Source organism: Methylobacterium sp. WL64, assembly GCF_008039945.1.
GTDB lineage: Bacteria > Pseudomonadota > Alphaproteobacteria > Rhizobiales > Beijerinckiaceae > Methylobacterium.
The window spans coordinates 37,430-55,009 of the sequence record NZ_VRVA01000001.1 but is presented as its reverse complement, the minus strand read 5'-3'; the positions used below and the strand labels follow the sequence as shown (position 1 = coordinate 55,009).

General features: G+C 69.0%; 15 protein-coding genes. 12 read left to right on the top strand and 3 right to left on the bottom strand.

Annotated elements, in window-relative coordinates; translation table 11 throughout:
• Positions 1-13 precede the first annotated feature (13 nt).
• The 5 genes from FV242_RS00250 to FV242_RS00230 are packed head-to-tail and all read left to right on the top strand — an operon-like array spanning position 14 to position 6,581.
• Positions 14-1,273: an ABC transporter substrate-binding protein gene (locus FV242_RS00250; protein ID WP_147937522.1), complete on the top strand. Its 1,260-nt coding sequence runs from the start codon at positions 14-16 to the stop codon at positions 1,271-1,273.
• Positions 1,274-1,280: 7 nt separating this feature from the next.
• Positions 1,281-2,156, top strand: coding sequence for a branched-chain amino acid ABC transporter permease (locus FV242_RS00245; protein WP_147853605.1), 876 nt, complete (start codon positions 1,281-1,283; stop codon positions 2,154-2,156).
• Between the two features lie 14 nt (positions 2,157-2,170).
• Complete coding sequence (locus tag FV242_RS00240) at positions 2,171-4,729, top strand: branched-chain amino acid ABC transporter ATP-binding protein/permease (RefSeq protein WP_147937521.1); 2,559 nt, start codon at positions 2,171-2,173, stop codon at positions 4,727-4,729.
• Positions 4,726-5,649 carry a 3-hydroxyacyl-CoA dehydrogenase gene (locus FV242_RS00235; RefSeq protein ID WP_147937520.1) on the top strand — a complete coding sequence of 308 codons (924 nt, stop codon included), beginning with the start codon at positions 4,726-4,728 and terminating at the stop codon, positions 5,647-5,649. The genes FV242_RS00240 and FV242_RS00235 overlap by 4 nt, the downstream gene beginning before the upstream one ends.
• A gap of 2 nt (positions 5,650-5,651) precedes the next feature.
• Positions 5,652-6,581 carry a 3-keto-5-aminohexanoate cleavage protein gene (locus FV242_RS00230; protein ID WP_147906905.1) on the top strand — a complete coding sequence of 310 codons (930 nt, stop codon included), beginning with the start codon at positions 5,652-5,654 and terminating at the stop codon, positions 6,579-6,581.
• 39 nt (positions 6,582-6,620) lie between these two features.
• Here FV242_RS00230 and FV242_RS00225 read toward each other — a convergent pair whose 3' ends face one another.
• From FV242_RS00225 to FV242_RS00215, 3 genes are read right to left on the bottom strand one after another with little or no spacing between them, the layout of a single operon-like run.
• Positions 6,621-6,908, bottom strand: a complete 288-nt coding sequence (locus FV242_RS00225) for a DUF167 family protein (protein ID WP_147906904.1) — start codon at positions 6,906-6,908, stop codon at positions 6,621-6,623.
• A gap of 13 nt (positions 6,909-6,921) precedes the next feature.
• Positions 6,922-8,292 carry an FAD-binding oxidoreductase gene (locus tag FV242_RS00220; RefSeq protein WP_147906903.1) on the bottom strand — a complete coding sequence of 457 codons (1,371 nt, stop codon included), beginning with the start codon at positions 8,290-8,292 and terminating at the stop codon, positions 6,922-6,924.
• Positions 8,293-8,351: 59 nt separating this feature from the next.
• Positions 8,352-9,545 carry a fumarylacetoacetate hydrolase family protein gene (locus tag FV242_RS00215; protein ID WP_147937519.1) on the bottom strand — a complete coding sequence of 398 codons (1,194 nt, stop codon included), beginning with the start codon at positions 9,543-9,545 and terminating at the stop codon, positions 8,352-8,354.
• A gap of 361 nt (positions 9,546-9,906) precedes the next feature.
• On the opposite strand from FV242_RS00215, the gene FV242_RS00210 reads away from it, so the two are divergent.
• From FV242_RS00210 to FV242_RS00180, 7 genes are all read left to right on the top strand, one after another.
• Positions 9,907-10,968, top strand: a complete 1,062-nt coding sequence (locus FV242_RS00210) for an ABC transporter ATP-binding protein (RefSeq protein ID WP_147937518.1) — start codon at positions 9,907-9,909, stop codon at positions 10,966-10,968.
• Positions 10,969-11,048: 80 nt separating this feature from the next.
• The gene (locus tag FV242_RS00205; RefSeq protein ID WP_147906900.1) at positions 11,049-12,359 is read left to right on the top strand and encodes an ABC transporter substrate-binding protein; all 1,311 of its coding nucleotides are present in this window, start codon (positions 11,049-11,051) and stop codon (positions 12,357-12,359) included.
• A gap of 52 nt (positions 12,360-12,411) precedes the next feature.
• Positions 12,412-13,368, top strand: coding sequence for a carbohydrate ABC transporter permease (locus FV242_RS00200; protein ID WP_147906899.1), 957 nt, complete (start codon positions 12,412-12,414; stop codon positions 13,366-13,368).
• An 89-nt stretch (positions 13,369-13,457) separates the two neighbouring features.
• A complete protein-coding gene (locus tag FV242_RS00195; RefSeq protein WP_246692423.1) occupies positions 13,458-14,303 on the top strand; it encodes a carbohydrate ABC transporter permease in 846 nt (281 codons plus the stop codon).
• Between the two features lie 128 nt (positions 14,304-14,431).
• Positions 14,432-16,051, top strand: a complete 1,620-nt coding sequence (locus tag FV242_RS00190) for a dihydroxyacetone kinase subunit DhaK (protein ID WP_147937516.1) — start codon at positions 14,432-14,434, stop codon at positions 16,049-16,051.
• 38 nt (positions 16,052-16,089) lie between these two features.
• Positions 16,090-16,638, top strand: coding sequence for an NADPH-dependent FMN reductase (locus FV242_RS00185; RefSeq protein ID WP_147937639.1), 549 nt, complete (start codon positions 16,090-16,092; stop codon positions 16,636-16,638).
• Entirely contained in the window at positions 16,623-17,579 is a 957-nt protein-coding gene (locus FV242_RS00180) for a D-2-hydroxyacid dehydrogenase family protein (RefSeq protein ID WP_187278294.1), read from the top strand. The genes FV242_RS00185 and FV242_RS00180 overlap by 16 nt, the downstream gene beginning before the upstream one ends.
• Position 17,580 lies beyond the last annotated feature (1 nt).

Here is a 17,580-nt window from a genome sequence, read left to right as displayed (position 1 = left end):
CGGGAGCGGAACGATGACGGATCGGTTCGGGGATTCTCTCTCTCGCCGCGGCCTGCTGCGAGCCGGCGGCGCGGCTCTCATCGCACCGGCGCTCGCCAGCCCGGCCTTGTCCCAGGGGCAGGCGGACGTGGTCCGGATCGGCCACCTGACCCCCCGTACCGGCTTCCTCGGGCCCCTGGGCGAGTTCGCCGTTCAGGCCGCGCAGCTCGCCGTCGAGGAGATCAACGCCGCCGGCGGCATCGCCGGCCGGAAGGTCGAGCTGCTGGCCGAAGACAGCGTCAATCCGCAGACCGCGTCGGCCAAGGCCGAGCGCATGGTCCAGCGCGACCGCGTCGCCTGCCTGGTCGGCGAGATCAACTCCGCCTCGGCTCTGGCGATCAGCCAGGTGGCGCAGCGCGAGAAGGTGCTGTTCATCAACACCGGCGCGAACTCGGACGCGCTGCGCGGTTCCGACTGCAAGCGCTACCTGTTCCACGTGGAGGCGCAGAACACCATGATGGTCCGCGCGGCGGGCCGGGCGCTGGTGGAGAAGGGCCTGATCAAGGGCAAGAAGGTCTACGCGCTGACCGCCGACTACGCGTTCGGTCACGACCTCCTCAAGCAGGCCAAGAAGTTCTTCACCGCGAACGAGGCGACGCTTGCGGGCGAGGATCTGATCCCCACCGAACTCACCGACTTCTCGCCGTTCCTGCTCAAGCTGCGCCAGAGCCGGCCGGACCTCGTGATTTGCAACCTCGCGGGCGCGCAGATCACCAATTTCCTCAAGCAGTACAGCGAGTTCGGATTGCCGTTTCCGGTCGCCGGCTTCGGCTTCGATACGGCGTTGGCCTGGGGCGCGGGCCCCGGCAACTTCCTCGGCACATGGCCGGTGGTGTGGCATCATCAGATCGATTCGCCCTCTGCCAAAGCATTCGTGACGGCCTTCCGGGCCAAGTACAAGAAGCCGCCGGAGAACCAGGGCTGGGGCGACTACACGGCGATGAAGATCGTCGCCCAATCCATGAACGCGCTGAAGTCGACCGATTCCACCAAGATCGTGGAATACCTGGAGAAGGGCGCGACCTTCGACATCGCCAAGACCCGGGAGGGCTATTTCCGTCCCTGGGACCACGAGCTGATGCAGGAGATGTACGCGATCACCGCGCTCCCGGCGGACCAGGTGAAGAACCCCTACGACATCTTCACGGCGACCGGGCCGCTGCCCGGTTCCGGCGAAAGCCTGGAGGTGCTCGCCACCACCCGCGACGAGAACGCCTGCACCTTCCCGGCGTGAGGCGGCCATGCAGCTCGTCTTCATCCTCGAGCAGGTGCTCAACGGCCTGCTGATAGGCGTCCAGTACCTGCTGATCGCGCTGGGCCTGTCGCTGATCTTCAGCCTCGGCGGGATCGTCAACCTCGCACACGGCGCATTCTACGCCATCGGCGCCTACCTGACCGTGGTGCTTACCCCGACGATCGGCTTCGGCGGCGCGCTCGTCGCCTCGCCGCTGCTGGTGGCCGTTCTCGGCCTCGTGATCGAGCGGTTCCTGCTCCGGCGCTTCTACAGGGGCGACCCGACCCTCGGCCTGCTCTTGACCTTCGGCCTCGCCATGGTGGCCGAGCAAGCCCTGCGCATGGCCTTCGGGGCGGCCCCGCTGCCCTACGGAATCCCGGGTTGGCTGCGGGGCCAGGTGTTCATCGGCGACCTGATCTACTCGCGCTACCGGCTCTCCATCCTGGTGGTGGCGCTCGCCTGCGTCGGCGGCCTGTGGCTGCTCCTGACCCGCACCAGCTTCGGCCGCGTGGTCCGGGCCGGCGTCCAGAACCCCGACATGGTCGCGGCACTCGGCATCTCGCTTCGGCCGTACATGAGCGCGGTGGTGACGATCGCCGTCGGGCTGGCGGCGCTCGCCGGGACCATGATGGCGCCGGTGACCGGGGTTCACCCCGCGATGGGCGCCGAGATCCTCACCTTCGCGTTCGTGGTGGTGGTAATCGGCGGGCTCGGCTCGTTCTGGGGTGTGGTGCTGGCCGCCCTGATCGTCGGCGTGGTCCGGGGGCTCACCGCCTATGCCTACCCGCCCGCGACCGAGGCAGCCGTCTACGGTCTCATGGTGCTCGTCCTGCTGCTGCGCCCGCGCGGCCTGTTCGGCGAGCAGATCGCCCGATTCGAGTGAGCGGGAACAGCCCCATGTCCGGAACCGCCGAACCGCTGCCGCTCGCCATCCCTCAGCGCGGCCTGATCCTGCGCGAGAGCCGCCAGCTCTGGGCGGCGCTCGCCGCCCAGATCGTCCTGCCGTTTGCCCTCGACGCGATCGGCCTGACACTGATCACCGCCACCGACGTGGTGATCTTTGCCCTCGCCGTGCTCGGCCTCAACATCTTGGTCGGCTGGACCGGCCTCGTCTCCTTCGGCCACGGGGCGTGGTTCGGGATCGGCGCCTATGCGGTGGCGATCCTGCAGACCCGCCTGGCGCCGGGCGACATGGCCCTGCCGCTGTTCGGAGCGCTGGCGATCACCGGTGTCGCGGCGCTCGCCGGCGGCGCCCTGATCCTGCGGCGGCGCGGCGTCTACTTCTCCCTGCTGACGCTCGCGTTCACCGCGATGCTGTACGCCATCGCGTTCCGCTGGACGGACCTCACCGGCGGCGAGAACGGTATCGGCAACCTGCACCGCTGGGCGGTGCTGCAGCAGCCCGGCGCTTACTACGCCGCGGTCTCCGGCATCGCCTTCCTGGTTCTCGTCGCGCTCTGGCGCTTCCGGCGCTCGCCGATGGGAACGGTGCTGGTGGCGATCCGCGAGAACGAGCAGCGCGCCGGCTTCCTCGGCTACGCCACCAACCGTTACAAGCTCGCGGCCTTCGTGATCTCGGCGTCGATCACCGGGCTGGCGGGCGCGCTGTCCGCCTACAGCCACCGCTTCACCTCGGCCGACCCGATCTCCATCGCGTTCTCGGGCGAACTGCTGGCCATGGTGGTGATCGGCGGGATGCGCTCGTTCCTGGGACCTGCCCTCGGGGCCCTGTTCTACATCCTGTTCCGGGAGTTCCTGTCGATCTACACCAGCGACTGGCTGCTGTATTTCGGGCTGCTGTTCGTCGCCTTCATCGTGTTTTCGCCGGATGGGCTCGTGGGTATCGCGGCCCGGCTGATGCGCCCGTTCCGTCGCGTGCCGGGGGAGGGCGCCGCGATGTCGGCCCGCCGCGCCGGTGCCTCGGGGCGCGTCCCGGCCCGATTCATCGCGGAGGGGCGCTCCGACGGGGCGGTCCTGGTCGCGGAGGATATCCGCAAGAGCTTCGGACCGGTCGCCGCCGTGCGCGGCGTGTCCTTTGCGGTGGCCGACCGGACGCTGCACGCCCTGATCGGCCCGAACGGCGCCGGCAAGACCACGGCGTTCAACCTGCTCTCCGGGATGTTCCGGCCGAATTCCGGGCGGATCCTCCTCGACGGCCGGGAGATCGCCGGGCTCGAACCCCACGCGATCACCCGGGCCGGCCTCGGCCGTTCGTTCCAGATCACCAACCTGTTCCCCGGCCTGTCGGTTGAGGAGAACATCCGGCTCGCCGTCCAGGCCCGCCACCCGGCTCACATGAACCCGTGGCGCGACGCGCTCCGCCTGCGGGAGATCGCCGACGACACGGCCGAGCTGCTGCGCTGGACCGGGCTCGCCGGGATCGAGCAGGCGGAGGCCGGCAGCCTCTCCTACGGAGGGCAGCGGCTCCTCGACATGGGCCTGGCGCTCGCCACGCGTCCGCGGGTCCTGCTGCTGGACGAGCCGCTCGCCGGGCTGGCCGCGGCCGAGCGCGAGCGCGTCGGCGACCTGATCAAGGCGCTCTCCGCCGACATCCCGGTGCTGCTCGTCGAACACGACATCGACCGGGTGTTCCGCCTCGCCGACCGGGTCACCGTGATGGCGGACGGCGCGGTGCTGGTCGACGGCTCCGTGGCCGACGCCCGGGACGACTCCCGGGTGCAGGCGGTCTATCTCGGCTCCGGAACGGAAGCGATCGCGGCGAAGCCGCGTGCCAGCGCCGCCGCGTCCGAGACGCTGCTGACGATGGCGGGTGTCGACACCTTTTACGGCAAGTCGCACATCCTCAACGGGGTGGACCTGACGGTGCACAAGGGCGAGGTGGTGGCCCTGCTTGGCCGCAACGGCGCCGGCAAGTCGACCCTGCTGAAGACGCTGATTGGCACGGCACCCCCGGCCGCCGGCCGGATCGTCCTCGGCGTGAAGGACATCGCCGGGCTCACGCCGGACCGGATCGCCCGGCTCGGCATCGGCTACGTGCCGCAGGGCCGCGCGCTGTTCGCCGGAATGAGCGTCGCCGAGAATCTGGGTCTGGGCCGGCTGCGGCGCCTCACCGGCGCGGGTATCCATTGGGACGAGGACAAGGTCCTGGAGTTCTTCCCCCGGCTCAAGCAACGCTGGACCGTCGACGCCGCACGCCTGTCCGGCGGCGAGCAGCAGATGGTGGCGGTGGCGCGGGCGCTCTCCGGCGACACGCGCCTCCTCCTGCTCGACGAGCCCTTCGAGGGCCTGTCGCCGACGGTGACCGAGGAACTGTTCGAGGCGTTCGACCGGCTGCGCCGGGAGATCGCGATCATCCTGGTGGACCACCACCTCGACCTCGCGCTGGCCCTCTCGGACCGGACCGTCGCGCTGGAGCGCGGCAGCGTGCAGTGGACCGGCGAGTCGCGCCTGTTGCGCGAGGACCAGGATCTGAGACGGAAGGTGCTGTGGCTATGACCGAGAGCGTCGCGATTGTCGGCGCCGGCCTGATCGGCCGGGCCTGGGCGATGATCTTCGCCCGCGCCGGTTGGAACGTGCGCCTGTTCGATGCCGCGGACGGAGTCGCCGAGGCCGCGATCCCGCTCTGCGCCGCAGGCCTGCGGACGCTCTCCGAGAACGGGCTATGCCCCGATCCAGAGGCGGCGTCCTCCCGTATCCGAGCCCCGAACGGCCTGGCCGCCTGCCTCGACGGCGTCGGTTTCGTTCAGGAGAATGGGCCGGAACGGCTCGAAGTGAAGCAGGCCCTGTTCGCGGAACTCGACACCCTGGCGCCGCCGGACGCGATCATCGCCTCCTCATCCTCGGCGATCCGCTGCTCGCTGTTCACCGAGGGGCTTCCCGGAAGGGGGCGGTGCCTGATCGGCCATCCCGTGAACCCGCCGCACCTGATTCCGCTGGTGGAGATCTCCGGCGCTCCGTGGACGGATGCCGCGGTGCTGGAGCGCGCCCGGGCGACTTACGAGAGGATCGGACAGGTGCCGATCACCGTCCTGAAGGAGATCGAGGGCTTCATCCTCAACCGGCTCCAGGGCGCATTGCTGGCGGAGGCGTTCCGCCTGGCTTCGGAGGGCTACGTGACCCCGCAGGATCTCGACAAGACCGTTGCGGACGGGCTCGGCCTGCGCTGGAGCTTCATGGGGCCCTTCGAGACGATCGAACTCAACGCCCCTGGCGGCATCGCCGATTACTGCGCGCGCTACACCGGATTCTACAAGAGTCTCGCAGCCGACCCGGCGCCCTCGAGCGTTTACGAGGCACCGGCCACCCAGGCGATCCTGGCGAACTGGCGAGAGCCCGCGGATCTGCCCGCCCGCATGAATCGCCGCGACGCGCGGCTGGCCGCCCTGCGGGCCCACAAGCTTTCACAAAAGGACTGAGCATGGCCTCACAGCGGAAAGTTATCATCACCTGCGCCGTCACCGGCGCGATCCACACGCCCAGCATGTCGCCGCACCTGCCGGTGACGCCGGAGGAGATCGCCGACGCTGCGATCGGCGCTGCCGAAGCCGGGGCGGCGATCATCCACCTGCACGCCCGCAACCCCGAGACCGGTCAGCCCGACCAGTCGCCGGAGGCCTTCGCCAAGTTCCTGCCGGTCATCAAGCAGCGCTCGGGCTGCGTCGTGAACATCACCACCGGCGGCGCGCCGACCATGTCGATCGAGGAGCGGGTCCGCCCAGCCGCGACCTTCCAGCCGGAGGTCGCCTCGCTCAACCTCGGCTCGATGAATTTCGGCCTGTTCGGCATGCTCGACCGCTTCAAGGACTTGAAGCACCAGTGGGAGCGGGATTACCTCGGCAACAAGGACATCATCTTCCGCAACACGTTCGGCCAGATCGAGCACATCCTCACCACCTGCGGCCCGAACGGCACGCGGTTCGAGTTCGAGTGCTACGACACGGCCCATCTCTACAATCTCAAATACTTCTTCGATCGCGGGCTGGTGAAGGCGCCGCTGTTCATCCAGACCGTGTTCGGCCTGCAGGGCGGCATTGGCGCGCATCCCGACGACGTGATGCACATGAAGCGCACCGCCGACCGGCTGTTCGGCGATCAGTACCGCTGGTCGGTGCTGGGCGCCGGCCGCAACCAGATGAACATCGCCGCCATGGCGGCCGCGATGGGCGGCAACGTCCGCGTCGGCCTGGAAGACAGCCTCTGGGACGGCCCCGGCAAGCTCGCGGAAACCAACGCCGCCCAGGTCCGCCGCGTCCGCTCGATCATCGAGGGGCTGGGGCTGGAGATCGCCTCGCCCGACGAGGCCCGCGAGATGCTGTCGCTGAAGGGCGGGGACAAGGTCGCGTTCTGAGGCAGGTCGGGCCGAGGCAGAACGGTCTCGGCCCGGCGCCTACTCGGGCACCCCGAAGATACGATCGAGATCGGCCTGGGCTATGCCTTCGATCTCCAGGATCTTGAGCCGGCTTTGATCGCCGGCAGCGATCCGGACCGAACTGCGGCCGATTTTCAGCGCCTTGGCGATCATCTTTTCCAGCGCCGCGTTGGCCGCGCCATCGACCGGCGGCGCGGACACCCGCGCCTTCAGGTAAGGCTGGCCTTTCTCATCCCGCGCCCAGCCATCCGCCGCATCGCGCCCGCCGCGCGGCGTGAGGCGGACCACGAGCCGAACGGACCCCATCGATCGCCGACCGCTAGAAAATCTTGCCGGGGTTCAGCCGGTTGTCCGGGTCCAGCGCCCGCTTGACCAGCCGCATGGCGGCGATCTCCTCGGGCGAGCGCGAGAGCGGCAGCTTGCTCCGCTTTTCCAGGCCGATGCCGTGCTCGGCCGAGACCGAGCCGTTGAGTTCGGCGAGCGGCGTGTAGAGCGCGGCGTCGATGGCTGCGTTGCCGGCGGCGTCGAGGCGGGTCGTGTTCCAGTGCAGGTTGTTGTCGCCGATATGCCCGTAGACGACGGCGCGGCAATCGGGGATCGCCGCCAGGCGTTCCAGCGCGCCCCGGACATAGCCGTCCATCTTGGAGAGCGGCACGCTCACGTCGAAGGCGCGCTCGATCCCATCGGCGTTCAGGTGCTCGACGCGGTCGCGGATGCGCCACATGCCGCGGCGCTGCTCCTCCGAGGAGGCCACGGCCGCGTCGAGGATCGTGCCGTCCCCCATCAGGCCTTCCAGCAAGCCAAGGAAACGGTCGGACTCCTCCGGGACGCACTCGACCTCGATGATCGCGTAGAACGGATAATCGTAGCTCAGCGGCGGCGTCGCCCGGCCGGGGGCGGTCATCAGCCGGTAGAAATCCGGCCACAAGCCCTCGAAGGACGACACGCGCCCCTGGAACGCGCTCTGGGCGGCGCGCAGGACCCGGGCGCCATCGTCGACGCCCGGGCAGGCGATCAGCGCGGTGGCGTATCCGGCGGGCTCCGGGCGGAGGCGCAGGACCGCGCGGGTGACGATGCCGAGCGTGCCCTCGGTGCCGACGAACAACTGCTTAAGGTCCAGCCCGGTGTTGTTCTTGATCAGCGGGCGCATGGACGAGACCACCGTGCCGTCGGCCAGCACCGCCTCCAGGCCCAGCACCATCTCACGCATCATGCCGTAGCGCAGCACCCGCAGGCCGCCGGCATTGGTGGAGATCGCGCCGCCGATCGTGGCCGAACCGCGGGCACCGAGATCCAGCGGGAAGAACAGGCCGTTCTCCGTGGCGGCGTTCTGCACGCTCTCGATGGTGGCGCCGGTGCCGACCACCACGGTCATGCCGAGCGGGTCGATCGGCTCGATCCCGGTCATCCGCTCGGTGGAGAGAGTGATCTCATCGGGCGCGCAGAGCGTCCCGTCCACGAGGCCGGTGGCGCCGCCCCGCGGCACGATCGCGACCCCGGCCGCGTGGCAGGCGGCCATCACGGCGCTGGTCTCGGCGGTGCTGCGCGGGCGAACGAGGGCGAGCGCCGCGCAGGGCTCCGTCGGCCGGGTCCAGTTCGCGGACCGGCCGCGCAACTCCGCGCCGGTGACGAGTCCGGAGGGCCCGACGATGTCGGAGAGACGCGCGAGGATCGATTCGGCGGCTGTCATCGGATGGGTCTCTGCGGCTAGGGCCGTGTGGTCCGGAAAGCTGCGGGCGTCAGGCTCTGTCACAGAAGCCCGCGCGCGGCGAGATTGCGCATCAGCGCGCGGGCGCCGAACGTCCAGGGCTCGCAGGCGTCGCACGGGCGCATGCGGTTGACGAGGCTGCCGAGTTCCGGGCTCGCCACGATGACGCGGTCACCCTCGACATGGGTGAAGCCGAGGCCCGGGCCGTGCCGGTCCTGGATCGGCGCGAACATCGTGCCGAGCAGCAGGATGGCACCGTCCGGGTAATCGTGGGTGCGGCCCATCAGGGCCCCAACCAGCTCCTCCGGGTCGCGGCTGATCTCGGCGAGCGGCGAGGTGCCCTCCATCCGGAACCCGTCGGTCCCGGTCACCTCGAGCGTCACGGTGGTGCGCCGCACGTCGTCGAGGCCGAAGGTCTCGTCGAACAGCCTGAGGAACGGCCCCAGGGCGCAGGAGGCATTGTTGTCCTTGGCCTTGCCGAGCAGCAGCGCCGAGCGGCCCTCAAAATCGCGCAGGTTCACGTCGTTGGCGAGTGTCGCGCCGACGATGTTCTGCTGGGATGAGACGGCCAGCGCGACTTCCGGCTCGGGATTGTTCCAGTGCGAATCCGGATGCAGCCCAGCGTCCGCGCCGCAACCGACCGCGGAGAGCGGCTGCGCCTTGGTGAAGATCTCCGCGTCCGGCCCGATCCCGACTTCGAGATACTGGCTCCAGGCCCCCTGGGCGACCAGGACCTCCTTCAACGCCATCGCGGCGGGCGAGCCGGGCTTCAGCCGGCGCAGGTCGTGTCCGACCAGGCGCTCGACCTCCGTGCGGATCGCCGCGGCCGCTGCCAGGTCGCCCCGCGCCCGCTCCTCGATGACCCGTTCCAGCATCGACGTCGCGAAGGTGACGCCGGCGGCCTTCAGCGCCTGGAGGTCCACCGGGGCGAGCAACCACGGCTGCCCCGGGTCGCGGCCGTCCGGCGGGGTGTTGGCCAGGATCGCGTCGAGGCTGCCGAGATCCGCGCCCTCGGCGGCGCGCAGGGCCGCGGCGGCGTCCGGCGTCTCGCACAGGTCGCTGACCGTCGCGAAGCGCGCCGTGACGTCGACGACGCGCGCCTCGCCGCCCGACCCCGCCCGGATCGCCACGACGCTCGGTCCGCCGACATCCGGGCGCCACACCCGTCCGACCAGCGCGCCCCGGACGCCGTCGTTGGGCAGGATCTCGCCTGCGGTCAGACCGGATTGTGCCATACCGTCCTCTTCCTTCGGGATCCTGCCCGCCGTCTCCGATTATGCCCGGACGTCGCACCGGCAGCGGGGCCGATGCCATCGCCTTAGCATCCGGTGCCGGCTCAGGCTCTGGTGGGATGTTTCATGCCGGCGGCCTCGTCACCGATCCCGGCCCGTCGGGCAAGTCCGGTCGAACTCAACCGTATGGCCACCGGCGCCGAAATCCGATCCGGTCGTCCGGATGCAGGATTTCACAGGAAGGTCCTGACAGAAACGGGATATGATTCAAAATTCAGGGTCGGCCGGCTTGCTTTCCGCCGGATGCTCTATTGTACTGCTCAGACAGGAGTCGCCGTCAGAGCGTCCCTGATTGGGAGGAAGCATGGCCTCGGTGGGAATCCGCGAGGTTCGCAAGGCTTTCGGATCGACGAACGTCCTGCACGGTGTGTCCGTGGACATCCGGGACGGTGAGTTCGTGATCCTGGTCGGGCCTTCGGGCTGCGGAAAATCGACGTTGCTCCGGATGATTGCCGGCTTGGAGAATATCTCCGGCGGCGAGATCCGTATCGGCGAGCGTGTCGTCAATGATGTTCCGCCCAAGGAGCGGGACATCGCGATGGTGTTCCAGAATTACGCGCTCTACCCGCACCTCACGGTTCGCGAGAACATGGCGTTCTCGATGCGGATCCGGAAGGCGCGGGCGGCCGAGATCGACGAGCGCGTCAGCAAGGCCGCGCAGATCCTCGGGCTGACCCATCTCCTCGACCGCTACCCGCGCCAGCTCTCTGGCGGCCAGCGGCAGCGCGTCGCCATGGGCCGGGCGATCGTGCGCGATCCGCAGGTGTTCCTGTTCGACGAGCCGCTGTCGAACCTCGACGCCAAGCTGCGCGTCGCGATGCGGACCGAGATCAAGGAGTTGCATCAGCGCCTGAAGACCACGACCATCTACGTCACGCACGATCAGATCGAGGCCATGACCATGGCCGACCGGATCGTGGTGATGCACGACGGCGTGGTCGAGCAGATCGGGCCGCCGCTGGAACTCTACGACCGGCCCGACAACCTGTTCGTGGCGGGCTTCATCGGATCCCCGGCGATGAACTTCGTGAACGGGACTGTTCGGAGGAACGGGAATCTCGTCTTCGCGGCGGATTCGGGCTTGACGATCCCCCTGAACGAGGCGCCGGCGGGCATCGAGGGCCGGAAGCTGGTCCTCGGGATGCGGCCTGAGCATTTCGATCTGGCGCGCGACGGGATCGCCGCCGAGGTCGTCGTGGTCGAGCCGACCGGGTCCGAGACCATGCTGGCGGTGCGCGCCCAGGGTCAGGACTTCACCTGCGTGCTGCGCGAGCGCGTCAGCGAGGGGCCCGGCGAGACCGTCTACCTGCGCCCGAACCGCGTGCACTTCTTCGATGCCGAGTCCGGACGACGCCTGCCGACCTGACCCGTTTTCGGTTGCCGAGCCCGGCCGCCCGGACGAACCGCGTCCGGGGCGCGCCGATCCATTCAGGGAGTGACGCCACGATGACCAGACTCGACCGCCGTTCCCTCCTGGCGGGTGCCGCCGCGACCGGGCTCGCCGCGGGCAGCGACCTGCTGGGCTTCGCCCGGGCCTGGGCGCAGACCGCCGAATGGAAGCCTGAGCCCGGCGCCAGCCTGTCGCTCCTGCGCTGGAAGCGCTTCGTGCCGAGCGAGGACGAGGCGTTCCTGCGGATGGTGGACGCCTTCACCAAGGCGACCGGCGTCAAGGTGTCGGTCACCAACGAATCCTTCGACGACATCCAGCCCAAGGCGTCCGTGGCGGCCAATACCGGGCAGGGGCCCGACATGGTCTGGGGCCTGTTCTCGTTCCCGGCCCTGTTCCCGGACAAGTGCCTGCCGCTGGAGGACGTCGCCGATTCGCTGGCCAAGAAGTACGGCCCGTGGTTCCCGTCGGCGGAGGCCTACGGCAAGGTCAAGGGCAAGTGGATCGCGATCCCGGTCGGCTTCAACGGCGGCTACCCGAACTACCGGATCTCGGCAATGCAGAAGGCCGGGTTCAGCAAGTTCCCCGAGGACACCGCGGGGTTCCTGGAACTCTGCCGGGCGATGAAGAAGAACAACACCCCGGCCGGCTTCGCCCTCGGGCATGCCACCGGCGACGGCAACACCTGGTGCCACTGGGCACTCTGGTCCCACGGCGCCAACCTGGTGGACGCCAACGAGAAGATCGTGATCAACTCGCCCGAGACCGCCAAGGCGCTCGAATACGTCAAGTCCCTCTACGAGACCTTCGTGCCCGGCACCGTCTCGTGGAACGACTCGTCCAACAACAAGGCGTTCCTGGCGGGCGACCTGTACCTGACCAACAACGGCATCTCGATCTACGCTGCGGCCAAGAAGGACAACCCGAAGCTCGCCGAGGACATGGACCACGCGGTCTGGCCGATCGGGCCCGCCGGCAAGCCCACCGAGTTCCAGCTCGCCTTCCCGATCCTGGCGTTCAAATACTCGAAGGCGCCCAATGCCTGTAAGGCCTTCATCAGCTTCATGATGGAGGCGTCGAACTACAATCCCTGGCTGGAGGCCGCGCAGGGTTATCTGTGCGAGCCACTGTCGAACTATCCCAAGAACCCGATCTGGACGAGCGATCCGAAGAACGCGGTCTTCGCCGAGGCGGGGCGGCGGTCGCTGGCGGCCGGCGGCCTCGCGCCGGTGAGCGAGCGGATCGCCGCGGTGCTGGCCGACTTCGTGGTGGTGGACATGTTCGCCAGCCACTGCACCGGCCGGGAGGACGTGAAGACCGCGATCCGCAACGCCGAACGCGCCGCTCAGCGCATCTTCCGTAACACCTGAACGAGGCCGGCCGCGGGCCCTTCGTCCGCGGCCTCGATTTCGAGGCGTACCCATGGCGCACACGGCCCTGACACAGCCGGCTCCGAATGCGGTCCTGACCCGCTCGGCCTGGCAGCGCCTGCGCGCCAGCCGCGGTTGGGCGGGCTTCTGGTTCATGCTGCCTACGGCGCTGATCCTGGGCCTGTTCCTGGCCTATCCGCTGCTGAAGGGCATCTGGCTGTCCTTCACCAACACCCGGATCGGCCGGGAGGGCACGTTTATCGGCCTGGAGAACTACGCCTGGCTCTGGGACGACGACGTTTTCTGGCTCTCGGTGTTCAACACCTGCCTTTACACGGCGGTGGCCTCGGTGGTGAAGTTCGGCGTCGGGCTCTACCTCGCACTGCTGCTCAACAAGAACATGCCGTTCAAGTCGATCGTCCGGTCGATCGTGCTGATCCCGTTCGTGGTGCCCACGGTCCTGTCGGCGATCGCGTTCTGGTGGATCTTCGACAGTCAGTTCTCGATCATATCGTGGTCGCTGCGCCACATGGGGATCATCGACGGCAACATCGATTTCCTGGGTCAGCCGAGCATGGCCCGCGCCTGCGTGATCTTTGCCAACATCTGGCGCGGGGTACCGTTCATCGCGATCACGCTCCTCGCCGGGCTGCAGACGGTCTCGCCGTCGCTCTATGAGGCTGCGACCCTCGACGGGGCCTCGAACTGGCAGATCTTCTCGCGCATCACCCTGCCGCTGCTGACGCCGATCATCGCCGTGGTGATGACCTTCTCGGTGCTGTTCACCTTCACCGACTTCCAGCTGATCTGGGCGATGACCCGGGGTGGCCCGGTCAACGCCACGCATCTGATGGCGACCCTGTCGTACCAGCGCGGCATCCTCTCCGGGACGCTCGGCGAGGGGGCAGCGATCGCCACCGCGATGGTGCCGTTCCTTCTCGCCGCGATCGGCATCTCGTGGTTCGGCCTTCAGCGCCGGGCCTGGCAAGCCGGGGGAACCGACCGATGATCGCACCCGCTCCGCCCGCCCATGCCGACCCGCGCCTCGCCTCCGTCGTGGCGGCCCGCCCCGCCGGCCTCACCGACGACAGCGAGGGGATGGCCTACCTGGAGCGCCTGCCGCGGCGGCTCGTGACCACCTACCTGCCGCTGCTCATCATCCTGGCGGTGCTGCTGTTCCCGTTCTACTGGATGGCGCTCACGGCGATCAAACCGGACGAGCAGCTGATCGACATGGAGCGGTTCAACCCGTTCTGGGTCGTGGACCCGACGCTCAAGCACATCAACAAGCTCCTGTTCGAGACGCAGTATCCACGCTGGCTCTGGAACACGATGTACGTGTCGGTGGCGGCCACCATCCTGTCGCTGTTCGCGAGCGTGCTGGCCGCCTATGCCTGCGTGCGGATCCGCTACCGGGGCGCCGGCTGGGTCGGCGCGGCGATCTTCCTCGCCTATCTCGTGCCGCCCTCGATCCTGTTCATCCCGCTCGCCACGATCATCCAGGCCTACGGCCTGTTCGATTCGCCGATCGCCCTGATCCTGGCCTATCCGACCATCCTGATCCCGTTCTCGACCTGGCTCCTGATGGGCTACTTCAAGACCATTCCCTACGAGCTGGAGGAATGCGCCCTCATGGATGGCGCGAGCCGGTGGCAGATCCTGACCAAGATCATCCTGCCGCTCGCCTTCCCGGGCCTGATCTCGGCCGGGATCTTCTCGCTGACCCTGTGCTGGAACGAATTCATCTACGCGCTGACGTTCCTGTCCTCGACCCAGAACAAGACCGTGCCGATCGCGGTGGTCAGCGAGTTCGTGGACGGCGACGTCTACAAGTGGGGTTCGCTGATGGCCGGCGCGCTGCTCGGCTCACTACCTCTGGTGATCCTCTACTCGTTCTTCGTGGAATACTACGTCTCCGCGCTCACCGGCGCCGTGAAGGAGTAGCGGCTGCGGGCCCGAACATCGCGTAAAATGCGCCGACAGCCATTGTGCCGGGGCCTGCGATTGCTCAGACACTCCGCCCCGCCGCCGCACTGTGAGAGCTGCGGACCGAGATCGCGGAAGGTCACGCCATGGCCCACTTCATCGAGGCTCGCGCCACCCTGGTCGGCGACGCCATAGCGGGGCTCCTAGCGGCCAGCGGCGGCCGCCTGGCGCGGCTGGACGGCGACCCCGACATCCGCGTCGTGCTGCGCGCCGACCTGGATGCGGACAAGGTCGCGGTGATCTCGGGCGGCGGCTCCGGGCACGAGCCGGCCCATGCCGGGTTCGTCGGAGCCGGCATGCTGAGTGCCGCCGTGTGCGGCGACGTCTTCGCCTCGCCGAGCGTCGATGCGGTCCTCGCCGGGATCCTGGCGGTGACCGGGCCGGCCGGGTGCCTGCTGATCATCAAGAACTACGCGGGCGACCGGCTGAATTTCGGCCTCGCGGCCGAACGGGCCCGGGCCCTCGGCCGCAAGGTCGAGACCGTCGTCGTGTCCGACGACATTGCGCTCCCGGCGGCCAAGCAGCCGCGCGGCGTGGCCGGCACCCTGTTCGTGCACAAGGTCGCGGGACACGCGGCGCAGGCGGGCGCCCCGCTGGAGGCCGTCGCGGCGCTCGCCCGCCGGGTGGCGGATTCGGCGCAATCCCTGGGGATCGCGGTCTCGACCGCGACCATTCCCGGTTCGCCCCGGAGCGAGCGCTTCGTGGAGGGGCAGGCGGAACTCGGGCTCGGCATCCATGGCGAGCCGGGGGTGGAGCGCATCGCGCTGCCCGGCGCCGGCGATCTGGCCCGTCTGATGACCGAGCGCTTCTCCGCGACCGGGCCGCTGGCGCTCCTCATGAACAATCTCGGCTCGGCCACGGCCCTGGAGATGCAGGTCCTGACCCAGGCGGTGCTGGCCACCGATCTCGGCCGGCGGGTGCGCCTGCTGCTCGGGCCGGCGCCGCTGATGACTGCGCTCGACATGCACGGGGCATCGGTGTCGATCCTGCCACTCGACGACGCGATCGAGGCGGCGTTGCTGGCGCCGGTCCCCGTGCCGGCCTGGCCCGGTGCGGTGCGGATCGCGCCGCCGGTCCTGCGCCCGCTTCCCGCAGAGCTCGCGGGCGAAGCCTTCGCGCCGTCGCGCGATCCCGCCGTGGCCGCGCGGCTCGCCGCCGTCACGCGGGCGCTCATCGCCTCGGAGGGCGCGCTCAACGCCCTGGACGCGAAGGTCGGCGACGGGGACACCGGCACCACCTTCGCCGGCGCGGCGCGGGCGGTGGAAGCGGACATCGACCGGCTGCCGCAGGCCGACCCGGCAGCCCTGTGCCGCGCGCTGGCGGAGCGGATCGGCCGCGCGGTCGGCGGTTCGAGCGGCGTGCTGGCCTCGATCTTCTTCGCCGCCGCCGCGTCTGCGCTCACCGACGGTGCGTCCTGGCCCGACGCGTTGGAAGACGGCGTGGCCCGGGTCAGGGGCTACGGCGGTGCCGGCCCGGGCGATCGGACCCTGCTGGACGCCCTGATCCCCGCGCTCGAAGCCCTGAAATCGGACGGCCTCGACGCCGCCGCCGCTGCCGCCCGCGCGGGCGCCGCCGCCACGGCCCGGATGGACCGCGCCGCCACCGGTCGGTCAAGCTACCTCGCGGCGGCGGATCTCGCTGGTGTCGAGGATCCGGGAGCGGCCGGGGTTGCGATGGCGTTTGAGGCGTTGGCGGCGGCGCGTTGATGTCCAAAGCATCGTCTGCGTCGGGCCGTCAGTTGGATGTGAGGCTTCTCGCGCTGTCTGGAAGCACGCGCCATACTTCGACGAACACCGCGCTGTTGAGGGCACTGCAAGCCATCGCACCGGAGCGTATTCGCATCTCCGTCTACGACCGTGTCGGCAGCCTCCCCATTTTCTCGCCGCATTTAGAAGGTTCGCTCACTCCACTCGCGGCACAGGAATTCCTGCGAAGCGTGCGCGACTGCCAGGGCGTGATCATCGCGAGTCCGGAATATGTCCGGTCTATTCCCGGTGGACTGAAGAATGCCATCGATTGGCTGATATCAACATCGTTTGTGATCGATAAGCCCATCGCGCTCGTGCATGCGTCTCACCGGGGCGACGACATGCTGCAGGCTCTGCGCACCGTGCTCGCGACGGTCAGCACGCAGTTCAACACCGATCTTTTCTTGCGTCTGCCGCTGCTCAACGAGACTCCGGAGCGCATCGCGCATATCGTCGGCGTGCCAGCCAACCGGTTGTCGGCAGAGAACTTTCTCGAGACGTTTGCGACCTTCTGCCGAGAGTGTGCTGCGTGCGAACCTGCCTGATCCTCGACGACTATCAGGACGCGGCGCTCGGCCTCGCCGATTGGGCGCGCCTGTCCGACCGGGTCGCGGTCGCGCCGGTCACCGAGCACATCGCGGATCGGGACGCCCTCGTGGCCAGGATCGACCAGGCCGAGATCCTGGTGATCATGCGCGAGCGCACGCCGTTTCCGGCGGATCTGCTGGAGCGTCTGCCCCGCCTGAAGCTGCTGGTGACCAGCGGCATGCGCAACCTCGCGATCGATGTCGCGGCGGCGCGGTCGCGGGGCATCACGGTCTGCGGCACAGAATCGAGCCCCACGCCGCCGACCGAGCTGACCTGGGCGCTGATCCTGGGCCTCGCCCGCCACCTTGCGGTCGAGAGCCGGAATCTTCGGGACGGTGGTCCTTGGCAGAGCACGATCGGGACCGATCTGGCCGGGGCGACGCTCGGTATCCTGGGGCTAGGCAAGATCGGTGCGCGCGTCGCCGAGATCGGCCGCGCCTTCGGCATGCGGGTGATCGCCTGGAGCCCGAACCTCGACGATGCCCGGGCCGCAGCCGCCGGGGTGGAGCGTGCGCAGTCCAAGGACGCCCTGCTCGAGGCAAGCGACGTCGTCAGCATCCATCTGGTGCTCGGCGAGCGCACACGCGGCCTTCTGGGCGAGGAAGAGCTGCGCCGGATGCGACCGGGCGCCCTGCTGGTGAACACGTCGCGCGCGCCGATCGTCGATCAGGCCGCCCTGGTCCGGGCCTTGGAGGAGAGGTGGATCGCGGGAGCTGGACTCGACGTCTTCGAGACCGAGCCGCTGTCGGCCGACAGTCCGTTCCGGCACCTGCCGAACGTCCTGGCGCTGCCCCATGTCGGCTACGTCACGCGCAGCAACTACCGGACGTTCTTCACCCAGGCCGTGGAGGATATCGAGGCGTGGCTCGCCGGTTCGCCGATCCGGCTGCTGGGCTGAC

Excerpts from the sequence above, each read along its gene's own strand:
- FV242_RS00250 (WP_147937522.1), top strand. The coding sequence starts at position 14 with ATGACGGATCGGTTCGGGGATTCTCTCTCTCGCCGCGGCCTGCTGCGA.
- FV242_RS00245 (WP_147853605.1), top strand. The coding sequence starts at position 1,281 with ATGCAGCTCGTCTTCATCCTCGAGCAGGTGCTCAACGGCCTGCTGATA.
- FV242_RS00240 (WP_147937521.1), top strand. The coding sequence starts at position 2,171 with ATGTCCGGAACCGCCGAACCGCTGCCGCTCGCCATCCCTCAGCGCGGC.
- FV242_RS00235 (WP_147937520.1), top strand. The coding sequence starts at position 4,726 with ATGACCGAGAGCGTCGCGATTGTCGGCGCCGGCCTGATCGGCCGGGCC.
- FV242_RS00230 (WP_147906905.1), top strand. The coding sequence starts at position 5,652 with ATGGCCTCACAGCGGAAAGTTATCATCACCTGCGCCGTCACCGGCGCG.
- FV242_RS00225 (WP_147906904.1), bottom strand. The coding sequence starts at position 6,908 with ATGGGGTCCGTTCGGCTCGTGGTCCGCCTCACGCCGCGCGGCGGGCGC.
- FV242_RS00220 (WP_147906903.1), bottom strand. The coding sequence starts at position 8,292 with ATGACAGCCGCCGAATCGATCCTCGCGCGTCTCTCCGACATCGTCGGG.
- FV242_RS00215 (WP_147937519.1), bottom strand. The coding sequence starts at position 9,545 with ATGGCACAATCCGGTCTGACCGCAGGCGAGATCCTGCCCAACGACGGC.
- FV242_RS00210 (WP_147937518.1), top strand. The coding sequence starts at position 9,907 with ATGGCCTCGGTGGGAATCCGCGAGGTTCGCAAGGCTTTCGGATCGACG.
- FV242_RS00205 (WP_147906900.1), top strand. The coding sequence starts at position 11,049 with ATGACCAGACTCGACCGCCGTTCCCTCCTGGCGGGTGCCGCCGCGACC.
- FV242_RS00200 (WP_147906899.1), top strand. The coding sequence starts at position 12,412 with ATGGCGCACACGGCCCTGACACAGCCGGCTCCGAATGCGGTCCTGACC.
- FV242_RS00195 (WP_246692423.1), top strand. The coding sequence starts at position 13,458 with ATGGCCTACCTGGAGCGCCTGCCGCGGCGGCTCGTGACCACCTACCTG.
- FV242_RS00190 (WP_147937516.1), top strand. The coding sequence starts at position 14,432 with ATGGCCCACTTCATCGAGGCTCGCGCCACCCTGGTCGGCGACGCCATA.